19 protein-coding genes and 2 pseudogenes are annotated in these 22,716 nt (G+C 70.1%); 10 read left to right on the top strand and 11 right to left on the bottom strand.

The annotated features are described in order from the left end of the window. Positions 1–5 precede the first annotated feature (5 nt). Positions 6–977, bottom strand: coding sequence for a metallophosphoesterase (locus GUY60_RS00240; RefSeq protein WP_161692757.1), 972 nt, complete (start codon positions 975–977; stop codon positions 6–8). A gap of 76 nt (positions 978–1,053) precedes the next feature. On the opposite strand from GUY60_RS00240, the gene GUY60_RS00235 reads away from it, so the two are divergent. After that, entirely contained in the window at positions 1,054–1,518 is a 465-nt protein-coding gene (locus tag GUY60_RS00235) for a GatB/YqeY domain-containing protein (protein WP_161692756.1), read from the top strand. 137 nt (positions 1,519–1,655) lie between these two features. Here GUY60_RS00235 and GUY60_RS00230 read toward each other — a convergent pair whose 3' ends face one another. Beyond that, entirely contained in the window at positions 1,656–3,887 is a 2,232-nt protein-coding gene (locus GUY60_RS00230; RefSeq protein WP_161692755.1) for a transglycosylase domain-containing protein, read from the bottom strand. Positions 3,888–4,469: 582 nt separating this feature from the next. On the opposite strand from GUY60_RS00230, the gene GUY60_RS00220 reads away from it, so the two are divergent. Beyond that, a complete protein-coding gene (locus GUY60_RS00220) occupies positions 4,470–4,847 on the top strand; it encodes a WhiB family transcriptional regulator (RefSeq protein ID WP_187369896.1) in 378 nt (125 codons plus the stop codon). A gap of 64 nt (positions 4,848–4,911) precedes the next feature. On the opposite strand, the gene bagB is transcribed toward GUY60_RS00220, so the two are convergent. After that, positions 4,912–6,270, bottom strand: coding sequence for an ATPase BagB (bagB, locus tag GUY60_RS00215; RefSeq protein ID WP_161692754.1), 1,359 nt, complete (start codon positions 6,268–6,270; stop codon positions 4,912–4,914). After that, positions 6,267–7,235 carry an ATPase BagA gene (bagA, locus tag GUY60_RS00210; RefSeq protein WP_161692753.1) on the bottom strand — a complete coding sequence of 323 codons (969 nt, stop codon included), beginning with the start codon at positions 7,233–7,235 and terminating at the stop codon, positions 6,267–6,269. The genes bagB and bagA overlap by 4 nt, the downstream gene beginning before the upstream one ends. Before the next feature lie 150 nt (positions 7,236–7,385). Here bagA and sp36 point away from each other — a divergent pair, with 150 nt between their 5' ends. From sp36 to GUY60_RS39860, 5 genes and pseudogenes are all read left to right on the top strand, one after another. Next, positions 7,386–7,547, top strand: coding sequence for a Sp36 family protein (sp36, locus tag GUY60_RS00205; protein WP_010986011.1), 162 nt, complete (start codon positions 7,386–7,388; stop codon positions 7,545–7,547). Then, entirely contained in the window at positions 7,544–8,020 is a 477-nt protein-coding gene (locus tag GUY60_RS00200) for a RidA family protein (RefSeq protein WP_161692752.1), read from the top strand. The genes sp36 and GUY60_RS00200 overlap by 4 nt, the downstream gene beginning before the upstream one ends. A gap of 84 nt (positions 8,021–8,104) precedes the next feature. Beyond that, positions 8,105–8,995, top strand: coding sequence for an NUDIX hydrolase (locus tag GUY60_RS00195; protein ID WP_161692751.1), 891 nt, complete (start codon positions 8,105–8,107; stop codon positions 8,993–8,995). After that, positions 8,992–9,591, top strand: a pseudogene (locus GUY60_RS00190) (MBL fold metallo-hydrolase); the annotation flags it as partial. The gene GUY60_RS00195 and the pseudogene GUY60_RS00190, both read left to right, overlap by 4 nt. 117 nt (positions 9,592–9,708) lie before the next feature. Further along, positions 9,709–9,804, top strand: a pseudogene (locus GUY60_RS39860) (MBL fold metallo-hydrolase); the annotation flags it as partial. Positions 9,805–9,988: 184 nt separating this feature from the next. Here the strand turns inward: GUY60_RS39860 and GUY60_RS00185 are convergent. Next, complete coding sequence (locus tag GUY60_RS00185) at positions 9,989–10,663, bottom strand: Crp/Fnr family transcriptional regulator (RefSeq protein WP_161692749.1); 675 nt, start codon at positions 10,661–10,663, stop codon at positions 9,989–9,991. 510 nt (positions 10,664–11,173) lie between these two features. Between GUY60_RS00185 and nth the strand changes: the two genes are divergently transcribed. The 3 genes from nth (at position 11,174) to GUY60_RS00170 (ending at position 14,320) form a co-directional block, all read left to right on the top strand. Next, positions 11,174–12,142: an endonuclease III gene (gene nth, locus GUY60_RS00180; protein ID WP_376771136.1), complete on the top strand. Its 969-nt coding sequence runs from the start codon at positions 11,174–11,176 to the stop codon at positions 12,140–12,142. Positions 12,143–12,326: 184 nt separating this feature from the next. Next, entirely contained in the window at positions 12,327–13,037 is a 711-nt protein-coding gene (locus GUY60_RS00175) for an NUDIX hydrolase (protein WP_161692748.1), read from the top strand. An 83-nt stretch (positions 13,038–13,120) separates the two neighbouring features. After that, positions 13,121–14,320 (top strand): MarP family serine protease, encoded by a 1,200-nt coding sequence (locus tag GUY60_RS00170; RefSeq protein ID WP_161692747.1) that lies wholly within the window; start codon positions 13,121–13,123, stop codon positions 14,318–14,320. 181 nt (positions 14,321–14,501) lie between these two features. Here GUY60_RS00170 and GUY60_RS38650 read toward each other — a convergent pair whose 3' ends face one another. From GUY60_RS38650 to GUY60_RS00145, 6 genes are all read right to left on the bottom strand, one after another. Continuing rightward, positions 14,502–14,690, bottom strand: a complete 189-nt coding sequence (locus tag GUY60_RS38650) for a hypothetical protein (protein ID WP_246234079.1) — start codon at positions 14,688–14,690, stop codon at positions 14,502–14,504. Between the two features lie 166 nt (positions 14,691–14,856). Further along, a complete protein-coding gene (locus tag GUY60_RS00165; protein ID WP_161692746.1) occupies positions 14,857–15,816 on the bottom strand; it encodes an alpha/beta fold hydrolase in 960 nt (319 codons plus the stop codon). Next, on the bottom strand, positions 15,813–16,304 hold the full coding sequence (locus GUY60_RS00160; RefSeq protein WP_161692745.1) for a phage holin family protein: 492 nt from the start codon (positions 16,302–16,304) through the stop codon (positions 15,813–15,815). The genes GUY60_RS00165 and GUY60_RS00160 overlap by 4 nt, the downstream gene beginning before the upstream one ends. A gap of 89 nt (positions 16,305–16,393) precedes the next feature. Next, on the bottom strand, positions 16,394–17,884 hold the full coding sequence (gene nhaA, locus GUY60_RS00155; RefSeq protein ID WP_376771135.1) for a Na+/H+ antiporter NhaA: 1,491 nt from the start codon (positions 17,882–17,884) through the stop codon (positions 16,394–16,396). 176 nt (positions 17,885–18,060) lie between these two features. Then, the gene (acs, locus tag GUY60_RS00150) at positions 18,061–20,085 is read right to left on the bottom strand and encodes an acetate--CoA ligase (protein ID WP_161692743.1); all 2,025 of its coding nucleotides are present in this window, start codon (positions 20,083–20,085) and stop codon (positions 18,061–18,063) included. Positions 20,086–20,238: 153 nt separating this feature from the next. Further along, a complete protein-coding gene (locus GUY60_RS00145) occupies positions 20,239–22,632 on the bottom strand; it encodes a SulP family inorganic anion transporter (protein WP_161692742.1) in 2,394 nt (797 codons plus the stop codon). Between the last annotated feature and the right edge of the window lie 84 nt (positions 22,633–22,716).

Below are 22,716 nucleotides of genomic sequence, written 5' to 3'. Positions count from 1 at the left end.
CCGCCTCAGCGAACGACGCGCGAGACGGGCGATCCGTGTGAGCCGTGCAGACCGTCGCGCGGTACGAGGGTGAGGAGCGTGACCTCCGGCGGGCAGGCGAAGCGGACCGGGGTGTACCGGTTGGTGCCGCAGCCCGCGGAGACGTGCAGATACGACTCGTTGCCCCCGGCCGCGTGCCGTGACAGGCCCTTCACGCGCTCCGTGTCCAGGTCGCAGTTGGTGACCAGGGCGCCGTAGAAGGGGATGCAGAGCTGGCCGCCGTGGGTGTGGCCGGCGAGGACCAGGGGATAGCCGTCCGCGGTGAACGCGTCGAGGGAGCGGATGTACGGGGCGTGCACCACGCCGAGCGAGAAGTCGGCGCCCGCCTCCGGACCGCCCGCCACGCGCGCGTACCGGTCCCTCTTGATGTGCGGGTCGTCCAGGCCGGTGAGGCCGATCTCGTAACCGTCGATCTTCAGCGAGCCGCGGGTGTTGTTGAGGCCGACCCAGCCCGCGGCGTCGAACGCGTCGCGCAGATCTTCCCACGGGTTGTGGACGACGCCGACGGCGGGCGCGTTGCCGTTGAGGCCGTGCTTGCCCTGGAGCTTCTCGATCAAGTACAGGGCGGGGTTGCGGAGTTTGGGGCCGTAGTAGTCGTTGGAGCCGAAGACGTACGCGCCGGGGAACTCCATGAGCGGGCCGAGCGCGTCCAGCGCCTCCGGTACGCCCTCCGGGTCGGACAGGTTGTCGCCGGTGTTGATGACGAAGTCGGGGCGCAGGCCGGCGAGCGACTGGAGCCAGCGCTGCTTCTTGCGCTGGCCGCTCACCATGTGGATGTCGGAGACCTGGAGCACACGCAAGGGGCGCATCCCGGGCGGCAGTACCGGCACCGTGACCCGGCGGAGCCGGAAGGAGCGGGCCTCGAACCCGGCCGCGTACACCACACCGGCGGCTCCGGCCGCGGTGATTCCCAGAGGTACTCCGTATCGCGCGCGCATGCGCCCATCGTCGCAGAAGCCGTACCGCCGAGAAATCGGCGGGCGCCATCAGCCGCGCACCTGCGACACTTGGGCCATGACCACGCTCAAGTCCAGGCTGCACGACGACCTCACCACGGCGATCAGGCAGCGCGACGAACTGCGCTCCTCCACGCTTCGGCTGACCCTGACCGCGATCACCAAGGAGGAGGTCTCGGGCAAGTCGTCCCGTGAGCTCTCCGACGACGAGGTGCAGAAGGTGATCACCCGCGAGGCGAAGAAGCGCCGCGAGGCCGCCGACGCCTTCGCGCAGGGCGGGCGTGCCGAGCAGGCGGAGCGGGAGAAGGCCGAGGGCGAGGTGCTCGCGGAGTACCTGCCGAAGCAGCTCAGCGACGACGAGCTCACGGAGATCGTCACGCAGGCCGTGGCGGAGGCGAAGGCCGCCGGAGCCGAAGGGCCGCGCGCCATGGGCCAGGTCATGAAGATCGTGAACCCGAAGGTCGCGGGCCTGGCCGAGGGCGGCCGGGTGGCCGCGGTGGTCAAGAGCCTCCTCGCCGGCTGAACCGGCCGACAAATACACACGCTGAACCGGCCGACGGATACACACGCGGAACCGGTCCGCGCGGATACGTGAAAGTGGGCGCCCCCTGAGCAGGGGGCGCCCACTTTCACGTCAAGGTCAAGGCCGCGCAGCGAGCCTCATCGGCCCTGTGGCCACCGGCCGTTGCCGCCGCCGTTCCCGCCGTTGCCTCCGCCGCCGAGGACGTCCGGGGGCAACGTGATGTCGGGCCACGGGTCGCCGCCGCCGTCACCGCCGCCCGGCTTCGTCGGCTTCTCGTCCTCCTCGTGGTCGCCCTCGTCCTTGTCCTTGGGCTTGTCCTTCGGGATGTTGATGAGGTTGAAGTCCGGGGCGGGCTTGCCCATCAGGGCGCCCGACATGGCCGCCTTCCAGATGGGGCCGGGGACCTCACCGCCGTAGACCTTGTCGTAGTAGCTGCCGCCGATGGTGATGTCGGTCATCTGCCGCTTGTGGTGCGGGTCGCCGACCCAGACGGCGCCCGACATGTTCGGCGTGTAGCCGACGAACCAGGCCGCGTAACGGAAGTCGGTGGTTCCGGTCTTGCCCGCGCTCGGCCGGCTGCCGAGTCCGGCCTGCTTTCCGGTGCCGTCCTCGACCACACCCTTGAGCAGGGTGTTGACCGTGTCGGCGGTCTTCGGCGACATGGCCCGGTTGCACTTGCTCTGCGGCACCGGCATCGACTTGCCGTCGGCGTCGACGACCGCCTCGATCGCGATGGGCGTGCAGTACGTGCCCCGGCTGGCGAACGTGGCGTACGCCGACGCCATCGTCAGCGGCGACATCTCCTGGGTGCCGAGCGCGATGGACGGGGCCTGCGCGATCTGATTGCCGTCGGCGCGGTTGACGCCCATCTTCTCGGCCATGGAGGTCACCGGGCAGATGCCGATGTCGCTGATCAGCTCCACGAAGTAGGTGTTGACCGACTTCGCGGTCGCCTCCCGCATGCCGTAGGGGCCGACCTCTTCCTCGTTCTCGTTGGTGAGCTTCTCGTTCTGGGTGTTGGTCCAGTTGCCGGAGCAGGTGTTCACCGGGCTCGGATACGGCATCTCGTACGGCGAACCGTACTTCTGCGTCGGTGACTTGCCCTGCTCGATGGCCGCCGCGGCGACGATCGGCTTGAAGGTGGAGCCGGGCTGGTAGCCCGCGCCGCCGCCCATGCGCTTGTCCACGGAGAGGTTGATGGCCATCTCGTTGGGCCCGTAGCCGTACGGCCGGGACTGGCCCATGCCGAGGACCTTGCCGGTGCCGGGCTCGACGATGGAGACCGCGGTGGCCACCTGGTCGGACTGGTTGACGTTGTCCTTTATCGACGCCTGAACCGATTCCTGGGTCTGCGGGTCGAGTGTCGTCCTGACCTTCAGGCCGCCCTGGTTCCAGATCTTCGCGCGGTCCTTGCGGGTCTTGCCGAAGGTGGGGTCGCTCACGAAGGCGTTGTGGACGTAGTCGCAGAAGAAGCCGGCGCCGCGCACCGCGGTGATGCAGCCCTCCTTGGGCCTGCTGACCTGGAGGCCGAGCGGCTTCTTCTTCGCCGCGGCGGCCTCCTCCTGCGAGATGTCGCGGGTGGCGGCCATGCGCTGGAGCACGATGTTCCGCCGCTTCGTGGCCTCTTCCGAGTCGTTGACCGGGTCGTACCGGCTCGGGGACTGGACGATGCCGGCGAGCAGCGCGGCCTCCTGCAGCTTCAGGTCCTTGGCGGGCTTGGAGAAGTACCGCTGGGACGCGGCCTCGACGCCGTACGCCTGCTGTCCGAAGAACGTGATGTTGAGGTAGTTCTCCAGGATCTTCTTCTTGCCCAGCTCCTGCTCGACCTGGATCGCGTACTTCAACTCGCGGATCTTGCGGCCGAGGGTTTGCTGAGTGGCCTCCGCGACCTTCGTCGGGTCGTTGCCCGCCTCCTCGACGAAGACGTTCTTCACGTACTGCTGGGTGAGCGTGGACGCGCCCTGAGAGACGCTGCCCGACTGCGCGTTCTGGTTCACCGCGCGCAGGATGCCCTTGAGGTCGACCGCGCCGTGCTCGTAGAACCGTGAGTCCTCGATCGCGACGATCGCCTTCTGCATGTACGGCGAGATGTCCTTGAGGTCCACGAGCGTGCGGTCACGCGAGAAGACCGTGGCGATCGTGCCGCCCTTGTTGTCGAGGATCGTGGTGCGCTGACTGAGCGGTGGCCGCTTGAGGTTGGCGGGGATCTCGTCGAACTCCTCGACGGATCCCTTCGCGGCGAGTCCGAGCGCACCTGCCGCGGGCAGGGCGATACCGGCCAGCACAGCACCCGCGAGGGCGCTGACGCCGAGGAACTTGGCGGCCTGCTGAGTCGGCGACAGGCCTCCGCCCGAGCGCTTGTTTCCCATGGGGGCAGCCTAATCCGTACCCGCGTGCCTTCCGAGGCACGGTCGCTTCTCGGGATGTTCGGGCGGAACGGCGATGTGAGGCACGGACGTTCCGAATCGCCGGACAGGCGTAACGCCTTGGCCTAAGCTGGATTTCAGCTTCTTCAGCTGTCAATGCAGCGCGGTTCCGCATCAAGGCGCGTACGAGCACATCGAGACCGAGACCCTGAATCCTGAGTCCTCAGGACTCCGAGACCTCAAGACCTTGAGTTCTCAACGACCTTGAGTGGAGCCCGGCCCGTTCGGGTCGCTTCCGCCGTCCCCGAATCCGGCGGAGCGGGTGCCCGAATTCGCCTTGTACGTCACCGGAATTCCGGTGTGACTCAACTGAACTGTCCCAGTTTGCTGGGGATAGTCACGCATGTCGTCAGCTCACTCCGTCGGGTGATCTGCCGCTTACGCATAGTCCGTTCGGGCCATCCAGAATTGGGCCCGAAGGGGGTGTTGCGCTGTGCCCACCTTCCGTAACGTCCTCAACTGGCGGCGGTGAATATGCCGCTGCCGCCGTGGGGGAGCCTCGATTCGGGAGAGGACGGCGCCGGTATGGGCTGGGTAACCGACTGGAGTGCGCAGGCGGCCTGCCGCACTACCGATCCAGATGAACTGTTCGTTCAAGGAGCCGCGCAGAACCGCGCCAAGGCGGTGTGCACCGGATGCCCGGTGCGCACGGAATGCCTGGCCGATGCGCTGGACAATCGCGTCGAATTCGGCGTGTGGGGTGGGATGACGGAGCGGGAGCGCCGCGCACTGTTGCGCAGACGTCCCACCGTCACCTCGTGGCGCAGACTCCTTGAGACCGCGCGCAGCGAGTACGAACGCAGCGCGGGAATCCTTCCTGTGGGCGTGGACGATCTCGACGACCTTGACGAGGTCCACGAGCAGGAGCACTACGAGTACGAGACGTACGCCGCCGTGGGGTAGCCGATCAGGTGTGAACGGCCGGCCCGGGCGGGCTCGGCTCGGCAGGAGCTAGGGGACGTCTCCCCTAGGCGGCTCCCGCCGGGCGGATTCCGGACGCGAGCCGGTCGCCGATGTCGCGCAGCCCTGCGAGGTCATGGACATCGCCGGGCAGAGCGGCCACCTCGGTCACGGGCACCTCGGGGTGCAGCGCGGTGAAGCGGTCACGTGTGCGCTGTTCGCGAGCGAGCAAGTGCATGCGCTCGGCGTGCAACCGCAGGAGTCCGGCGGCCAGTTGGCGTGCGTCGGACGGCTGCGTCTGATCGCTCGAAGCACGGTCGCTCGAAGCCTGATCGCTCGAAGTCTGGTCGTTCATGGTCTCGTCGTGCTGTGTCGCGGGGGCGGAAACCGGGGGCTCGGGAGAAACCGAGGGCTCGGAAGAAGCCGTGGATGTGGGCGGTTCGGGAGAGCTACGCAATGCTTCTTTCCCGGCCTCCTGATCCACAATGCCGGGCTCGTCAAGATTTTCCGCAGCGGCGAGCGCCCGCTCGGCCGAAAGCCGGGCGGCGCCGCTGCCGTGCACCCGGTTCAACACAAGCCCGGCCAGCGGCATTTCCTCCGCGGCCAGCCGCTCCACGAAGTACGCGGCCTCGCGCAGCGCGTCCCGCTCCGGGGCCGCCACCACGAGGAACGCCGTGCCCGGCGCCTGAAGCAGCCGGTACGTGGCGTCCGCCCGCGTGCGGAAGCCGCCGAACATGGTGTCCATCGCGGCCACGAACGTCTGCACGTCCCGCAGGAACTGGCCGCCGAGCAGCTTGCCCAGGGTGCCGGTCATCACCGACATCCCGACGTTCAGGAACTTCATGCCGGCCCGGCCGCCCACCTTCGCGGGCGCCATCAGGACGCGGATGAACTTGCCGTCGAGGAACGAACCCAGGTTCTTCGGGGCGTCCAGGAAGTCCAGGGCCGAGCGGGACGGCGGGGTGTCGACGACGATCAGGTCCCACTCGTCGCGGGCCCGCAACTGGCCCAGCTTCTCCATCGCCATGTACTCCTGCGTGCCCGCGAAGCCCGCCGAAAGCGACTGGTAGAAGGGGTTGTTGAGGATCGCGTCCGCCCGCTCGGAGTCCGCGTGCGCCTCGACGATCTCGTCGAAGGTGCGCTTCATGTCGAGCATCATGGCGTGCAGTTCGCCCGTACCGTCCACGCCCGTCACCTTGCGCGGGGTGTTGTCGAGCGAGTCGATGCCCATGGACTGGGCGAGCCTGCGCGCCGGGTCGATGGTGAGCACCACGACCTTGCGGCCGCGCTCCGCCGCCCGCAGCCCGAGCGCCGCGGCCGTCGTGGTCTTGCCGACGCCACCCGCGCCGCAGCACACGATGATCCGGGTCCCCGGGTCGTCGATCAGCGGATCGACGTCGAGGGCCGGTACCGGATCCAGCGTCATGCGACCCCCTGCTTGCGCAAGTCCGTGGCCAGGCGGTAGAGCCCGGCCAGATCGATGCCTTCGGTGAGCAGCTCCAACTCCTGCACAGGCAGGCCCACTTCGCCGAGCAGCGCCCGCTGCCCGCGCTCCAGGGCGACCCGCTCCTCGTACTCCGCGGCCTGTGCGAGCAGCGGGTCCACCAGCTGCTCCGCGAGCCCGCCCTTGCGCGCCCCGCCGAGGCCGACACCGGAGAGCGCCTTCGCGAGGTCCGTACGGCGTACGTCGGTGGGTACGGGGCCTTCGAGTACCGCGGGCCGCACCATGTTCACCAGGATCCGGCCCACCGGGAGGTTCGCGTCCCGCAGTTCACCGATGCCGTCGACGGTCTCCTGCACCGGCATCTCCTCGAGCAGGGTGACCAAGTGCACCGCTGTCTCGGGGGACTTGAGGACCCGCATCACGGCCTGTGCCTGGTTGTGTATGGGGCCGATCTTGGCGAGCCCGGCCACCTCGTCGTTCACGTTCAGGAAGCGCGTGATGCGGCCGGTCGGGGGCGCGTCCATGACCACGTAGTCGTACGCGTACCGCCCCTTCTTGTCCTTGCGGCGGACCGCCTCGCAGGCCTTGCCGGTGAGGAGGACGTCGCGGACGCCGGGGGCGATGGTGGTGGCGAAGTCGATCGCGCCGAGCTTCTTCAGGGCACGGCCCGCGCTGCCGAGGCGGTAGAACATCTGGAGGTAGTCGAGGAGCGCCAGCTCGGCGTCGATCGCCAGCGCGTACACCTCGCCGCCGCCGGGGGCGACCGCGACCTTCCGCTCCCCGTACGGCAGCGCCTCGGCCTCGAATAGCTGCGCGATGCCCTGCCTGCCCTCGACCTCGACGAGGAGAGTCCGCTTGCCCTCGGTCGCGAGCGCGAGCGCGAGAGCGGCGGCCACCGTGGTCTTACCGGTACCGCCCTTGCCACTGACGACCTGGAACCTGCTCACGCATTCGAGCCTAATTCCTTTGCGTGCACTGCGGAGGCTTCGGGTGCGATCACCGTCGCGTTCGGGCAGTGAGGTCCGTTACGCCGCCTCGTGGAACCGTGCCCAGGGCTCCGGCGCGGGGCTGTCCGAGGCAGGCATTACAGTCGCCGTATGACCAAGTGGGAATACGCGACCGTGCCCCTTCTCGTGCACGCGACGAAGCAGATTCTGGACACCTGGGGCGAGGACGGCTGGGAGCTCGTCCAGGTCGTCCCCGGCCCCAACAACCCCGAGCAGCTGGTGGCCTACCTCAAGCGGGAGCGGCAGGCATGAGCGGCGCGGTAGAGGCGAAGCTCGCCGAGCTCGGCCTGACGCTGCCGGACGTCGTCCCGCCGCTCGCGGCGTACCAACCGGCCGTGACGACCGGGCCGTACGTCTACACCGCGGGCCAGCTGCCCATGGTGGACGGCAAGCTTCCGCGGGTCGGCAAGGTCGGCGCCGAAGTCACCCCGGAGGACGCCAAGGACCTGGCCCGCACCTGCGCGCTGAACGCCCTCGCGGCGGTCAAGTCGGTCGCGGGTGACCTGGACCGGATCAAGCGCGTCGTGAAGGTCGTCGGATTCGTCGCCTCGGCCGCGGACTTCACGGGCCAGCCCGCCGTGCTCAACGGCGCGAGCGAGCTGCTCGGCGAGGTCCTCGGTGACAAGGGCGTGCACGCGCGCAGCGCCGTCGGCGTCGCCGTGCTGCCCCTTGACGCACCGGTCGAGGTCGAGATCCAGGTCGAGCTCGAGGATGCGGCGGCGTAACGCCGACCGGACCGTATGGCGAGGGGCGACCGTGATCCACGGTCGCCCCTCGAACATCCGCGCCGCACCGGATAGCCTCCGCCCATGTCGAATGGGCAGTGGTATCCCCCCGAGTGGCCGGACCGCATTCGTGCTCTCGCGGACGGCACCCTGACGCCGGTGACACCGCGCCGGGCGGCCACGGTCATGCTCCTCAAGGACACCGCCGACGGCCCCGCCGTCCACATGCTGCGCAGACGCGCCTCCATGGCCTTCGCCGGGGGCGCGTACGCGTATCCGGGCGGCGGTGTCGACCCGCGCGACGACGAACGGCTCGTCGCCTGGGCCGGACCGAGCCGCGAGGAGTGGGCGGAGCGCCTGGGCGTCACCGCGGCCGAGGCGCAGGCCGTCGTGTGCGCCGCGGTGCGCGAGACGTACGAGGAGGCGGGCGTCCTGCTCGCCGGGCCGACGGCCGACTCGGTGGTCACCGACACCACGGGAGCCGACTGGGAGGCCGACCGCGCGGCCCTCGTCGCGCGCGAGCTCTCCTTCGCGGAGTTCCTCGACCGGCGCGGCCTGGTGCTGCGCGGCGACCTGCTCGGGGCGTGGACGCGGTGGATCACCCCCGAGTTCGAACCCAGGCGGTACGACACCTGGTTCTTCGTCGCCGCGCTCCCGGAGGGTCAGCGCACCCGCAACGCCTCGACGGAGGCCGACCGTACGGTGTGGATCAGACCCGCCGACGCGGCCGCCGGGTACGACCGCGGTGAGCTGCTGATGATGCCGCCGACCGTCGCGACGCTGCGCCAGCTCGGCCCGTACCCGACGGCAGCCGACGCGCTCGCCGCCGCGGCCGGCCGCGACCTGACCCCCGTACTGGCCCAGGCCCGCCTGGAGAACGGTGAGTTGGTGCTCGCCTGGCCCGGCCACGAAGAGTTCACCAAGCACCTCCCGGCCGCGCCGAGCGGCCCGAACGCCCAGGGAACCTCCGCATGACCGAAGCCGCCGCCCTGCCCGGACAGCCGCGTGGCGGGGTGCTCTCCGGCCCCGCCACGGCCCGTGCCGTCAACGTGCTCGCCCCCAACGCCTCGGCGATGACGCTCGACGGCACCAACACCTGGATCGTCGCCGAGCCCGACTCCGACCTCGCCGTGGTCATCGACCCCGGCCCGCTGGACGACGGCCACCTCCGGCACGTGATCGAGACCGCCGAGCGGGCGGGCCGACGGGTCGGTCTGACGCTTCTGACGCACGGTCACCCCGACCACGCGGAGGGCGCGGCCCGCTTCGCCGAACTGACCCGTACGAAGGTCAGGGCCCTCGACCCGGCGCTGCGCCTGGGCGACGAGGGGCTCGGGGCGGGCGACGTGATCACCGTGGGCGGACTCGAACTCCGCGTCGTACCGACCCCCGGGCACACCGAGGACTCGCTCAGCTTCCATCTGCCCGCCGACCGGGCCGTGTTGACCGGCGACACGATCCTGGGGCGCGGCACCACGGTCGTCGCCCACCCCGACGGTCGCCTCGGCGACTACCTCGACTCACTGCGGCGGTTGCGCTCCCTGACGGTGGACGACGGCGTGCACACGGTGCTGCCGGGCCACGGTCCGGTCCTGGACGACGCCCAGGGCGCCGTCGACTTCTACCTCGCCCACCGCGCCAACCGCCTCGCCCAGGTCGAGACGGCCGTGGAGAACGGCTACCGCACGCCGACCGAAGTGGTGGCCCGCGTCTACGCGGACGTGGACCGCTCCCTGTGGCCCGCGGCGGAACTGTCGGTACGGGCACAGCTGGAGTACTTGCGGGAGCACGGCTTGATCTGAGGCCGCGTGGCGCTCCGCAGGGGGGCGCCTGTTCAGGGGCGCGGGGAACTGCGCGAAAGCCCGGCCACGACGCGCCGTCAGAGGAACGACGGCCGGGACGGCATACGTGCGAGGGGTCCCGCCGAACGACCGGCGGGACCCCTCGTACGTACAAAAAGAACCGCGACTAGCGCGACCGCTTCGCCAGACGCTCCACGTCGAGCAGAATCACGGCGCGAGCCTCCAGGCGGAGCCACCCGCGGCCCGCGAAGTCCGCGAGGGCCTTGTTGACCGTCTCGCGGGAAGCGCCGACCAGCTGGGCCAGCTCCTCCTGCGTGAGGTCGTGCACGACGTGGATGCCCTCCTCGGACTGCACGCCGAAGCGACGCGACAGGTCGAGGAGCGCGCGGGCGACACGGCCCGGCACGTCGGAGAAGACCAGGTCGGACATCTGGTCGTTGGTCTTGCGCAGGCGCCGGGCGACGGCGCGCAGCAGCGCGGTGGCCACCTCGGGGCGGGCGTTCAGCCAGGGCTGGAGGTCGCCGTGGCCGAGGCCGAGGAGCTTGACCTCGGTGAGGGCGGATGCGGTGGCGGTGCGCGGGCCCGGGTCGAACAGCGACAGCTCGCCGATCAGCTCTCCGGGGCCGAGGACGGCGAGCATGTTCTCGCGTCCATCGGGGGAGGTGCGGTGCAGCTTCACCTTGCCCTCGGTGACCACGTACAGGCGGTCACCGGGGTCGCCCTCGTGGAACAGCGCTTCGCTGCGTGCGAGGGTCACCTCGCTCATGGAGGCGCGCAGCTCCGCAGCCTGCTCGTCATCGAGCGCCGCAAAGAGCGGGGCGCGCCGCAGAACGTCGTCCACGAGTTCTCTCCTATGTCGACCTGCTCAGGGGACCGTGGTCCCCATGATGCCGGACGGTCCAAACAGTGTGATCAGTCACAAGTTTGCCGTACCGGCGTGGCGTCCTGTGCGACAGGGGGCCCAATCGGGGGCTGTTCACCAGGGTCAGGGGCGGATGTCGGTGGCTGGCTTTACTCTGGCCGAGTGTCCAACAAGCCGGTGAGAGCGCAGGCCGAGGGGGCTGGGGCGGTGGTGGAGCACGGTGATTCTGCTGTGGGCGAACAGTCGTCAGCTACCGCAGAGAAAGCCGCAAAACGGACAACCGGGGAGGGTGTGGAGTCGGTGGCGCAAGCGCCCGCTAAGCGGAACCAGACGGCAACGAAGAAGACGGTAGCGAAGAAGACCGCGGCAGCGAAGACGGCGGCAAGAAATTCGGCTCCGTCGGCCAACTCGGTGACAGCCGCTGAGCCGACTCGTACGGAGACGGCAGGCGCGAAGAAATCCGCTGCGAAGCCTCAGGCCAAGTCGACAATCAAGCCCAAGTCGACAGGCAGCTCGTCGCGCGCCACCAAGGCCAAGGCCGAACCCGCCGAAACTGCCAAGCCGAACCAGAAGCAGAAGCCGAAGCAGACGCCGAAGCAGACGCCGAAGCAGACGCCGAAGACCTCCGCCACCGCCAAGAAGCCCGCCTCCAAGAAGCCCGCCGCCAAGGCGCCCGCGGTGCGGATCTCTCAGCCGGAGTCCCGTCTCTCGCTCGTCCGTCGCGCCCGCCGCATCAACCGCGAGCTCGCCGAGGTCTATCCGTACGCACACCCGGAGTTGGACTTCGAGAACCCCTTCCAGTTGCTCGTCGCCACGGTGCTCTCCGCCCAGACCACCGACCTGAGGGTGAACCAGACGACGCCGCGCCTCTTCGCCGCGTACCCGACCCCCGAGGACCTGGCCGCGGCCAACCCGGAGGAGGTCGAGGAGCTGATCAGGCCGACCGGGTTCTTCCGCGCGAAGACCAAATCGATCATGGGGCTCGCGGCCGCGCTGCGGGACCGGCACGGGGGTGAGGTGCCCGGCCGCCTGGAGGACTTGGTGAAGCTCCCGGGAGTCGGCCGCAAGACGGCGAACGTAGTCCTGGGCAATGCCTTCGGTGTCCCCGGCATCACGGTCGACACCCACTTCGGCCGCCTCGTGCGCCGCTGGAAGTGGACCGACTCCGACGACCCGGAGAAGATCGAGGCGCTGGTCTGCGACATCTTCCCGAAGAGTGACTGGACGATGCTGTCGCACCGGATCATCTTCCACGGCCGCCGCATCTGCCACGCCCGCAGACCGGCCTGCGGAGCCTGCCCCATCGCCCACCTCTGTCCGTCGTACGGCGAGGGCGAGACGGACCCGGAGAAGGCGGAGAAGCTCCTCAAGTACGAGAAGGGCGGCCTGCCGGGCCAGCGCCTGAAGCCCCCGCCGGACTACCCGGGCCGCCCCGCCGCCCAGTCCGCGGCCGGATGACCCGCCCCCGAGCGGCGGCGCACCGGAGCGCCGGGACCAGGCCCTGGCACGCGCACACCAAACCCGGATACGCCGGCAGCAGACGCGGATACGCCGGCAGCAGATCCGGAACCGAAGAAGCCCAGGGGCGGAACGCAGGGGACGCCCCTCGACGTTGTGCAGGCATGGATGGACGGGGGTGCCCATGACCCATGGGCGGCATACAAGCGATACGTACGGCGACGCGGTGGCGGTGACCGACGAGGGCCTGCCCGACTGGCTGATGCCGGTGGCCCGCGCGGCCGCCTCGGTACGGCCACAGGAGTTGAGCCGCTTCCTGCCGCCGGAGAGCGGTGAGGGGCGGCAGTCCGCCGTGCTCATCCTGTTCGGCGAGGGCACCCCGGAGACCGGGCCCGAGCTGCTCCTGATGGAGCGCTCCAGCGCGCTTCGCTCGCACGCGGGCCAGCCCTCCTTCCCCGGCGGCTCCCTCGACCCGGAGGACGGCGACCCGCACACCACGGGCCCGCTGCGCGCCGCCCTGCGCGAGGCGGAGGAGGAGACCGGCCTCGACCCGGCGGGCGTGCAGATCTTCGGCGTGCTGCCGAAGCTGTACATCCCGGTGAGCGGCTTCGTCGTCACGCCGGTGCTCGCCTGGTGGCGGGAGCCGAGCCCGGTCGGGGTGGTCGATCCGGCGGAGACCGCCCGGGTCTTCACGGTTCCCGTGGCACATCTCACGGACCCGGCGAACCGCGTCACGTCCGTGCACCCGCGCGGTCACAAGGGTGCGGCGTTCCTCGTGGGATCCGCGCTGGTCTGGGGTTTTACGGCCGGACTCATCGACCGCATCATGCACTTCGCCGGCTGGGAGAGACCCTGGGACCGCTCGAAGGAGGTCCCCCTCGACTGGCACGCATGACAGGCTTGGCCCTCGTCCATGGGGGCGGAGCCGGTCCGCGGCGCGGGACGAGGTCGAATTGATGCGAGGCGAGGTCTGAATCGGTGAACGTGCTCGACATACTGCTGCTCGTCGCCGCCGTGTGGTTCGCCATCGTCGGATACCGCCAGGGCTTCGTCGTCGGCATCCTCTCGGTGATCGGCTTCATCGGTGGCGGTCTCGTCGCGGTGTACCTGCTGCCGGTGCTCTGGGGTGCCCTCACCGACGACCAGGAAGTGAGCACCACGGCCGCCGTGGTCGCCGTCGTCGTGGTCATCGTCTGCGCCTCCATCGGCCAGGCCTTCACCACACACCTGGGCAACAAGCTCCGCAGATACATCACCTGGTCCCCGGCCCGCGCCCTGGACGCCACCGGCGGCGCCCTGGTCAACGTCCTGGCGATGCTCCTCGTCGCCTGGCTGATCGGCTCCGCCCTGGCCGGCACGACCCTGCCGACGCTCGGCAAGGAAGTGCGTAACTCCAAGGTGCTGCAGGGCGTCTCCACGGCGCTGCCCAGCCAGGCCAGCACCTGGTTCGCGGACTTCTCCTCGGTCCTCGCGCAGAACGGCTTCCCGCAGGTCTTCAGCCCGTTCTCCAACGAGCCGATCACCGAGGTCCAGGCGCCCGACCCGAAGCTGCGCAACAGCCCGGTCGCGGACCGCGCCAAGGACTCCATCGTCAAGGTGATGGGCACGGCGACCAGTTGCAACAAGGTCCTGGAAGGCACCGGTTTCGTCTTCGACGAGCGCCGCGTGATGACCAACGCGCACGTGGTCGGCGGTGTCGACGAGCCCACCGTCCAGATCGGCGGCGAAGGCCGGCGGTATGACGCGAAGGTCGTGCTCTACGACTGGGAGCGCGACATCGCCGTACTGGACGTGCCGAACCTGCGGGCGGATCCGCTGGAGTTCACCGAGCAGGACGCGGCGAGCGGCGACAGCGCGATCGTCGCGGGCTTCCCGGAGAACGGCGGGTACGACGTCCGCTCGGCCCGGGTCCGCGGCCGTATCAACGCCAACGGCCCGGACATCTACCACCGCGGCACGGTGCGCCGCGATGTGTACTCGCTGTTCGCGACGGTGCGTCAGGGCAACTCCGGCGGTCCGCTGCTCACCCCGGACGGCAAGGTGTACGGAGTGGTCTTCGCCAAGTCCCTCGACGACCCGGAGACCGGGTACGCGCTGACGGTCGACGAGGTCCGCAACGACATCCGGCTCGGCCGCACGGCGAACCAGCAGGTCGACACGGAAGGCTGCGCCCTGTGACCCGGGGCCGCCCGAAGACGCCGTGAACGGTAACCGGTAAGGCGTGAGCGGTAACCGGTAAGGCGCAAGCACCAAGCCGGAAGCCGCAGAGCGCGACGCCGTAGAACCGTAAGGCTCGGCTCCGGTGGTTCACGGGCTCTGGATGGGCCCGCCGGGTGTGCCCCGGCGGGCCGGGCCCGGTTCAGTCGCGGGTGTGCCGCAGCCGGGCGGAGACCCAGCGGGCTCTGCGCCGCAGGATGCGCGGAATTCCCACGCCCGCTTGCGCGGGGTGCTCGGGCGGGCCCGACGAGCCGCCCCTCTGATGCGTGCTCAGCGCTGCGGCCGAGCGGCGATTTCGTGCTGCGTCACTGTAGTCGTGCGTCCAGCCCATACCCGGACGTGTGCCCGTGGCTCATGGTCGGTAACCGCCCGCACGGCCCTCAATCGGCCTATGCGCCAGGCAAGTGGCCGTTCGAGGAACGGCAGTTCGCTTCCGGATCGTGGCAGTGCCACGACCGGCCCCAGGCGGCGGCTACCGGTCCGGCCCCAGGGGGCGGCTATCGGTCCGGTTCCGGGTCCTTCAGCCAGTTCACCAGCTCCGTGGAGAACGCGACCGGGTCCTCCTCGTGCGGAAAGTGCCCGAGCCCGTCGAACAGCCGCCAGCGGTACGGCGCTTCCACGTACTCCCCCGAGCCCGCAGCGCTCCGCGTCCGCATCACCGGGTCGAGGGAGCCGTGCAGATGCAGCGTCGGCACCCGCACCGGACGCTTCATGCGCCGGTTGAACTGGATGCCGTCGGGCCGTGCGAGGGACCGCACCATCCACCGGTACGGCTCGATCGAGCAGTGTGCCGTCGACGGAATGCACATCGCCCGGCGGTACGTCTCCACCGCCTCGTCCTCCGGGAGCCGCGGCCCCGACCAGTCCCGGATGAGCTCGCCGACCAAGGCCCCGTCGTCCGCGACGAGTTGACGCTCCGGCAGCCACGGCCGCTGGAAGCCCCACACGTACGAACCCGCCGCGGTCTGCTTGAAGTCGGCGAGCATCGCCGAGCGCCAGCGGCGCGGGTGCGGCATCGACGAGACGGCAAGGCGGCGCACCAGCTTGGGCCGCATCACGGCCGCCGTCCACGCCAGATAGCCGCCGAGGTCGTGGCCGACGAGCGCGGCGTCCGGCTCACCGAGGGAGCGCACCACACCGGTGATGTCGAGCGCGAGGTTCGCCGGGTCGTACCCGCGCGGGGTGCGGTCGCTGCCGCCGACCCCGCGCAGGTCCATGGCGACCGCGCGGAAGCCCGCGTCGGCGAGCGCCGTGAGCTGGTGCCGCCAGGTCCACCAGAACTGCGGGAAGCCGTGCAGCAGCAGCACGAGCGGCCCTTCGCCGACCTCCGCGATGTGGAAACGCGCGCCGTTGGCGGCCACGTCCCGGTGGAGCACTTCCCGGTCGCCGGGGATGCCGATCCGTACGACCGAAGGGGGCGGACCGGAGGCGGTGGGAGGTGTGGCGGGTTCCGTCATGAGGACGAGCGTGCCACAGCCGCGGTGTCGGCCGGCTTCTCGATGCTCAGGCCCGTGGTCGAAGCGGTGACCGGACGCGGATGCGGCTTGACGTTCTGCAGCACGGCGGCCGTCTCCTTGGCCGAAGCGACCGTCTTCTGCGGCCCCTTGCCCTTCTTGGCCTTCTTGGCGAACGCGACGCCGATCAGCGCGAGCAGCACCGCGACGAGGACATTGGCCGCGAAGGAGAGCAGGAAGCAGACCGACAGGTGCCAGCCGCTCCAGGACTGGATGCCGTACGCGAGGGCGAAGCTCAGCATCGGCAGCGAGAAGATCAGTACGGCCCCGGCCGCGAGGAACGCGCCGCTGCCGATCCCGGCGCGCTTGACGTCCTGCCGCAACTGCGCCTTGGCCAGCGCGATTTCGTCGTGCACCAGCGCGGACATCTCGGCGGTCGCCGAGGCGACCAGCTGCCCGAGGCTGCGGTCGGCGCCATCGGCTGCGCTCATCGTGGTCTCCCTCTGCTCTTCTGGCTCTGTTCCGGACGGTGGCGCCGCGTGCCGGTGGCGCTCTGCGCGCGCGGCGGCCTTCTGTCAGATCATGCCGGACTGTCGTCGCGGCCGCTTCCCCCGGTGGGCAGTTCGGAGAGACGACGGTGTTCGGCGGCCTTCTTCTCGTAGATCTCGGCCATCCGGAGGTGGTACTCCGGGTTGTCCTGCTCGTAGATGTCCGGAATGCCGTCGAGGTCCTCGTCGCGCTCCTCTTCCTCCCACATCCGGCGGTACTTGGCGTTCCGCAGCTTGAGCAGGAAGCCCGCGAGTACGGCCGCGATCAGGGAGCCCATGAGCACGGCCGCCTTGATCTCGTCCGTCATGGCCTGGTCGCCCTGGAAGGCGAGTTCGCCGATGAGCAGGGAGACGGTGAAGCCGATACCGGCGAGCGAGGCGATCGCGAAGACATCGGGCCAGGCCAGCTCGTCGCTGAGCGAGGCACGGGTGAAGCGGGCGGCGAGCCAGGTGCCGCCGAAGATGCCGACGGCCTTGCCGACGACCAGGCCGAGTACGACGCCGAGCGTCTCGGGCTGGGTGAACACGTCCGACAGCGCGCCGCCGGAGACCGCCACCCCGGCGGAGAACAGCGCGAACAGCGGCACCGCGAGCCCGGCCGAGAGCGGCCGCACCAGGTGCTCGATGTGCTCGCCGGGGGAGTGCTCCTCGCCGTCCCGCCTGGAGCAGCGCAGCATCAGGCCCATGGCGACACCGGCGATGGTGGAGTGGACGCCGCTGTTGTACATCAGCCCCCAGATGACCACGGCGAGCGGCACGTAGATGTACCAGCCGCGTACGCCCTTGCGGAGCAGCAGCCAGAAGACCGCGAGGCCGATGAACGCGCCGCCCAGGGCGGCGAAGTTCAGCTCGCTGGTGAAGAACACCGCGATGATCAGGATGGCGAACAGGTCGTCGACGACGGCGAGGGTGAGCAGGAACGCCCGCATCGCCGACGGCAGCGAGGTGCCGAGCACCGCGAGCACGGCGAGCGCGAACGCGATGTCGGTGGCGGTCGGTACGGCCCAGCCGTCCGTCGATCCGCTGCCGACGACATTGGTGAGGACGTAGACGAGAGCCGGGACGGCCATGCCGCAGATCGCGGCGACCACCGGCAGGATCGCGGCCTTGGGGTCGCGGAGGTCTCCGGCGACCAGTTCGCGCTTGAGCTCGATGCCCGCGACGAAGAAGAAGATCGCCAGTAGTCCGTCGGCCGCCCAGTGCTGGAGGCTCAGGTCGAGGCCGAGCGCCCCGGGGCCTATGTGGAACTCGCGGACCGTCGCGTAGCTGTCGCTGAGGGGGGTGTTCGCCCAGATCAGGGCGGCGACCGCGGCGATCAGGAGGAGCACTCCGCCGACGGTCTCGGTGCGCAGGGCTTCGGCCACGAAGGTCCGCTCGGGGAGCGAGAGCCGACCGAAAACCTTGCTGCTGTCCCTGTCCCTGCCTCTGTCTCTGCTGTTACTGCTCTTGCTGTTCTGCGGTGCGGGCGCGGGCACGGAGAAGACCTCCCGGTCTCGTTCGGCAACTGGGGTCGCTGAAGCGATTGCCGACCAGACTTCCCGGCGCACCATTTGTGTCGTTTTCGGTTGTCGCGTTCTTGACGCGGCCACCACTCTACCGGGCGGTCCTACAGGTGCATCGGGTGATCATCACCCTACGTACAAAGAGGGCACCCGGCGCGTTGCCGGGTGCCCTCTGGGGTACGTGCGCGGGTGCTGCGTCAGTCCTCGGAGCCCGCCGAGGGGAGTTTCGTCTGGATCAGGTCCATCACGGACGAGTCGGTCAGCGTGGTCACGTCACCGAGCTCCCGGTTCTCCGCGACGTCCCGGAGGAGGCGCCGCATGATCTTGCCGGAGCGGGTCTTGGGCAGCTCCGCGACCGGCAGGATCCGCTTGGGCTTGGCGATCGGGCCGAGGGTCGCGCCCACGTGGTTGCGCAGCTCGCCCACCAGGGCCGTGTCGTCCGCGGCCTTGGCGGCGTCGCCGCGCAGGATCACGAAGGCCACGATGGCCTGGCCGGTGGTCTCGTCGGCGGCGCCCACCACGGCGGCCTCCGCGACCGAGGGGTGCGAGACGAGCGCCGACTCCACCTCGGTGGTCGAGATGTTGTGGCCGGACACCAGCATCACGTCGTCCACCCGGCCGAGCAGCCAGATGTCGCCGTCGTCGTCCTTCTTCGCCCCGTCACCGGCGAAGTACTTGCCGTCGAAACGCGACCAGTACGTGTCGAGGAAGCGCTGGTCGTCGCCCCAGATGGTGCGGAGCATCGACGGCCACGGCTCGGTCAGGACGAGATAGCCACCGCCGCCGTCCGGCACCTCGCGCGCCTCGTCGTCGACGACGGTCGCCGAGATTCCGGGCAGCGCGCGCTGCGCGGATCCGGGCTTGGTCTCGGTCACGCCGGGCAGCGGCGAGATCATCATGGCGCCGGTCTCGGTCTGCCACCAGGTGTCCACGATGGGGCAGTTGTCGGCGCCGATGTTCTTCCGATACCACATCCACGCCTCGGGGTTGATCGGCTCACCGACCGACCCCAGGACCCGAAGGCTGCTCAGGTCGAACTTCGCGGGGATGTCGTCGCCCCACTTCATGAACGTACGGATCGCCGTCGGCGCCGTGTAGAGGATCGTGACGCCGTACTTCTGCACGATCTCCCAGAACCTGCCCTGGTGCGGGGTGTCCGGGGTGCCCTCGTACATGACCTGCGTCGCGCCGTTCGCCAGCGGCCCGTAGACGATGTACGAGTGGCCGGTGACCCAGCCGACGTCGGCCGTGCACCAGTAGACGTCCGACTCGGGCTTCAGGTCGAAGACCGCGTGGTGGGTGTACGCGGCCTGGGTGAGGTAGCCGCCCGAGGTGTGCAGGATGCCCTTCGGCTTACCTGTCGTACCCGAGGTGTAGAGGATGAACAGCGGCTGCTCCGCTTCGAAGGCCTCAGGGGTGTGCTCGGCGCTCTGCCGCGCGACCGCGTCGTGCCACCAGACATCGCGGCCCTCGGTCCACGCGACGTCCTGGCCCGTACGCCGCACCACGAGGACGTGCTCGACGTTGTCCACGCGCGCGATGGCGTCGTCCACGGCGGGCTTGAGGGCGGCGGGCTTACCGCGGCGGTAGCCACCGTCGGAGGTGATGACGACCTTGGCGTCGGCGTCCTCGATGCGCTTCGCGATCGCGTCGGCGGAGAAGCCGCCGAAGACCACGGAGTGCGCGGCGCCGATCCGGGCGCAGGCCAGCATGGCGACGGCCGTCTCCGGGATCATCGGCATGTAGACGGCGACCCGGTCGCCCTTCTGAACTCCCAGCTCGAGCAGGGCGTTTGCGGCCCGCGAGACCTCGTCCTTGAGCTCGGCGTAGGTGATCGCACGGCTGTCGCCGGGCTCGCCCTCGAAGTGGATGGCGACCCGGTCGCCGTTGCCGGCCTCGACATGGCGGTCGACGCAGTTGTACGCGACGTTGAGCCGGCCGTCGGCGAACCACTTCGCGAACGGCGGGTTCGACCAGTCGAGCGTCTCGGTCGGTTCGGTCGCCCAGCTCAGCCGACGGGCCTGCTCGGCCCAGAAGCCCAGCCGGTCAGCCTTGGCCTGTTCGTACGCCTCCGCCGTGACATTGGCGTTCGCGGCCAGATCCTCCGGCGGTGCGAAGCGGCGCTCCTCCTTCAAGAGGTTGGCCAGGCTTTCGTTGCTCACGACATCTCCCTTACGGTGCTTTGCCGGGGCGCGACCGTTGTGTCCCAGGCCACAGCTCATCAGACGGACCCCGCCGATGACAAGGGCAGACGAGAAATTGGTTTAGACCTGTGTGGGTGCCTGTATGGGGGCGCCCCGGGCAGGACGGGACCGCACCCGGTACGCGGACGGCGGAAGAACAGCCTCCGCCGTCAACGCGACAACTGCCCCCGCTCACACGGGAGAACGCTCCAGACCCATCGGCACCCCGGCCACCGAACCGCCGGCCACCGAACCGCCGGCCGCCGACCTGTCGGACTCCGAACCGCCGGATGACTCCGAACTGCCGGGTGCCACCCGGTCGAAGAGGTGCTCGCTGTCGGCAAGCAGATACGCCTGCGCCTCACCGACGTGGAAGTACATCCCGTGCAGCGCGACCCGCCCCTCCGCGACCGCGCGCCGCACCGCCTCGTGCTGCCCCAGGTGCTCCAACTGCTGCACCACATTGGTCAGGCACAGCTGCTCCGCCGCGTCGGCCGGGGCTCGCCCCGCGATCCGCGCCCAGGTGTGCCCGGCTTCCGCCAGTCGCTCCAGACTCGGCTTGCCGTGCCGCAGCCAGCGCCCCAGCGGCGTCTGCCCGCCCACGGACGGCGAGTTGAGCAGTGCCTGCATCGCCCCGCACCCGGAATGCCCGCACACGGTGATCGACTCCACGCGCAGGATGTCCACCGCGTACTCGATGGCCGCCGCCACCGAATCGTCCCCGCTCTCCGCCCCCGGCAGTGGGACGAGGTTGCCCACATTGCGTACGACGAAGAGGTCGCCGGGGCCGCTCGACGTGATCATCGAGGTCACCAAGCGGGAGTCCGCGCAGGTGAGGAAGAGTTGCGAGGGCTGCTGCCCTTCCCGGGCCAACCGCGCCAACTCGCCGCGGACCAGCGGCGCGGTGTTCCGCTGGAACGAGCTGATGCCGTCCGCGAGCCGCCGCCCACCGCGCACGACCGGGGTCGACTCCTGGCACGTGTGGTTCCGCCACGGCGTCCAGGGGCGGCAGCAGGAGTGCGCGGCGGAGAAGGGCTCGGCGATCCGGCCGCCGCTCCGCCCGGTCCGCTCGACCGAGCCGCCGTGCGTGGTGTGCGAGACCTCCCAGTCCTGGAGCGTCTCGAACGCGGCATGGTCCATGAAGGAGCCGTCCAACTCGACGACGGCATCGGCCCCGTGGGGCACCAGGTGCAGCGCTCTGCTCAGCCGCGGAACGGCCAGGAACGTCAACTGCCCCCGCACCCGCACGTGGTGCACGCCGTCCGTCACCTCGTGCGTGATCCGCGTACGAGCGAGGCGCTGCAGGGCGACACCCACGGCGACGGCGATACCGAGGGCCACCCCTTCCAGGACGCCGAGCAGAATGACGCCGAGCGTGGTCACCGAGTAGACGAGCACTTCGCGGTGACGGGTCACTGTTCGGATGTGGTTGAGGCTGACCATCTGGATGCCGACGGCCATGACGAGTGCGGCGAGTGCGGCGAGCGGGATCAGTTCAAGGACGGACGCCAGGGCGAGGGCGGCCACTACTACCCAAACGCCGTGCAGCATCGTGGAGTTCCGGCTGACCGCACCCGCTCGCACATTGGCCGTGCTGCGCACAGCGACCCCGGCGACCGGCAGCCCGCCGAGCGCCCCGGAGGCGATGTTGGCCGCGCCCTGAGCCAGCAGTTCCCGGTCGAGATCGGCGCGCTGCGGCGGTGAGGAAAGCCCGGACTGCCCGGCCGTCAGCTTGTCCACGGCGACGGCGCCGAGCAGTGACTGCACGCTGCACACCAGCGTGGTCGTCAGGACAGCGGCGACCAGAGCGAGCACGGGCCCCTCGGGCAGCCCGGCCAGCGCGTGGCTCTTCCAGGACGGCAGATCGACCTTGGGCAGGCTCAGCCCGGCCAGCGCGGCGACGGCAGTGGCACCGGCTACCGCGACGAGCGGCGCGGGCACCTTGCGGGCGAGGCGGCCGGCCCGGCCCGGCATCCGGGGCCACAGCAGCAGGAGCGTGATCGTCAGCGCGCTCATCGCCAGCGCGGCCGGGTGCAGATGAGCCAACTGGGCCGGCAGCTCCCGCACGTTGCCCAACACCGAGCTGTGCGGATTGCCGCCGAGCACGATGTGCAGCTGCGCCACCGCGATGGTGACGCCGATACCGGCCAGCATGCCGTGCACGATCGCCGGGCTGACGGCGAGCGCGGACCGGGCCACCCGCAGGCAGCCCAGGCCGAGTTGGGCGAGCCCGGCGATGACGGTGATGGCGCAGGTGGTGCGCCAGCCGAACTGCTGGATCAGGTCGGCGGTGACCACGGTGAGCCCGGCCGCGGGCCCGCTCACCTGCAAGGGTGCACCGCCGAGACGCCCGGCCACGAGTCCGCCGACGGCTGCGGCGACGAGTCCGGCCTGGAGCGGTGCCCCGGTGGCGAGAGCGATGCCGAGGGACAGCGGCAGCGCGATCAGGAAGACGGCGATCGATGCGGACAGATCGGCGCCGGCGATCTTGAAACGGCGCCTGGGGGCGGGCGGCGGGCCGTGTGGTCGCCGGTCGTCCGCCGGTTCTGAAGAGTCGTCGGTGCGGGTGTGGACGTAGGCAGTCATGGTTCCCGTCTCCTCCGGGGCTTACGCGGTCGCTCGGACTCCCCGGGGCGGTACCGGGGCAGGGGGACGCGGCCGTGGGTCACG

This window comes from Streptomyces boluensis, assembly GCF_009908195.1.
Taxonomy (GTDB): Bacteria; Actinomycetota; Actinomycetes; order Streptomycetales; family Streptomycetaceae; genus Streptomyces; species Streptomyces boluensis.
This window is presented reverse-complemented; position numbering and strand designations above follow the sequence as displayed.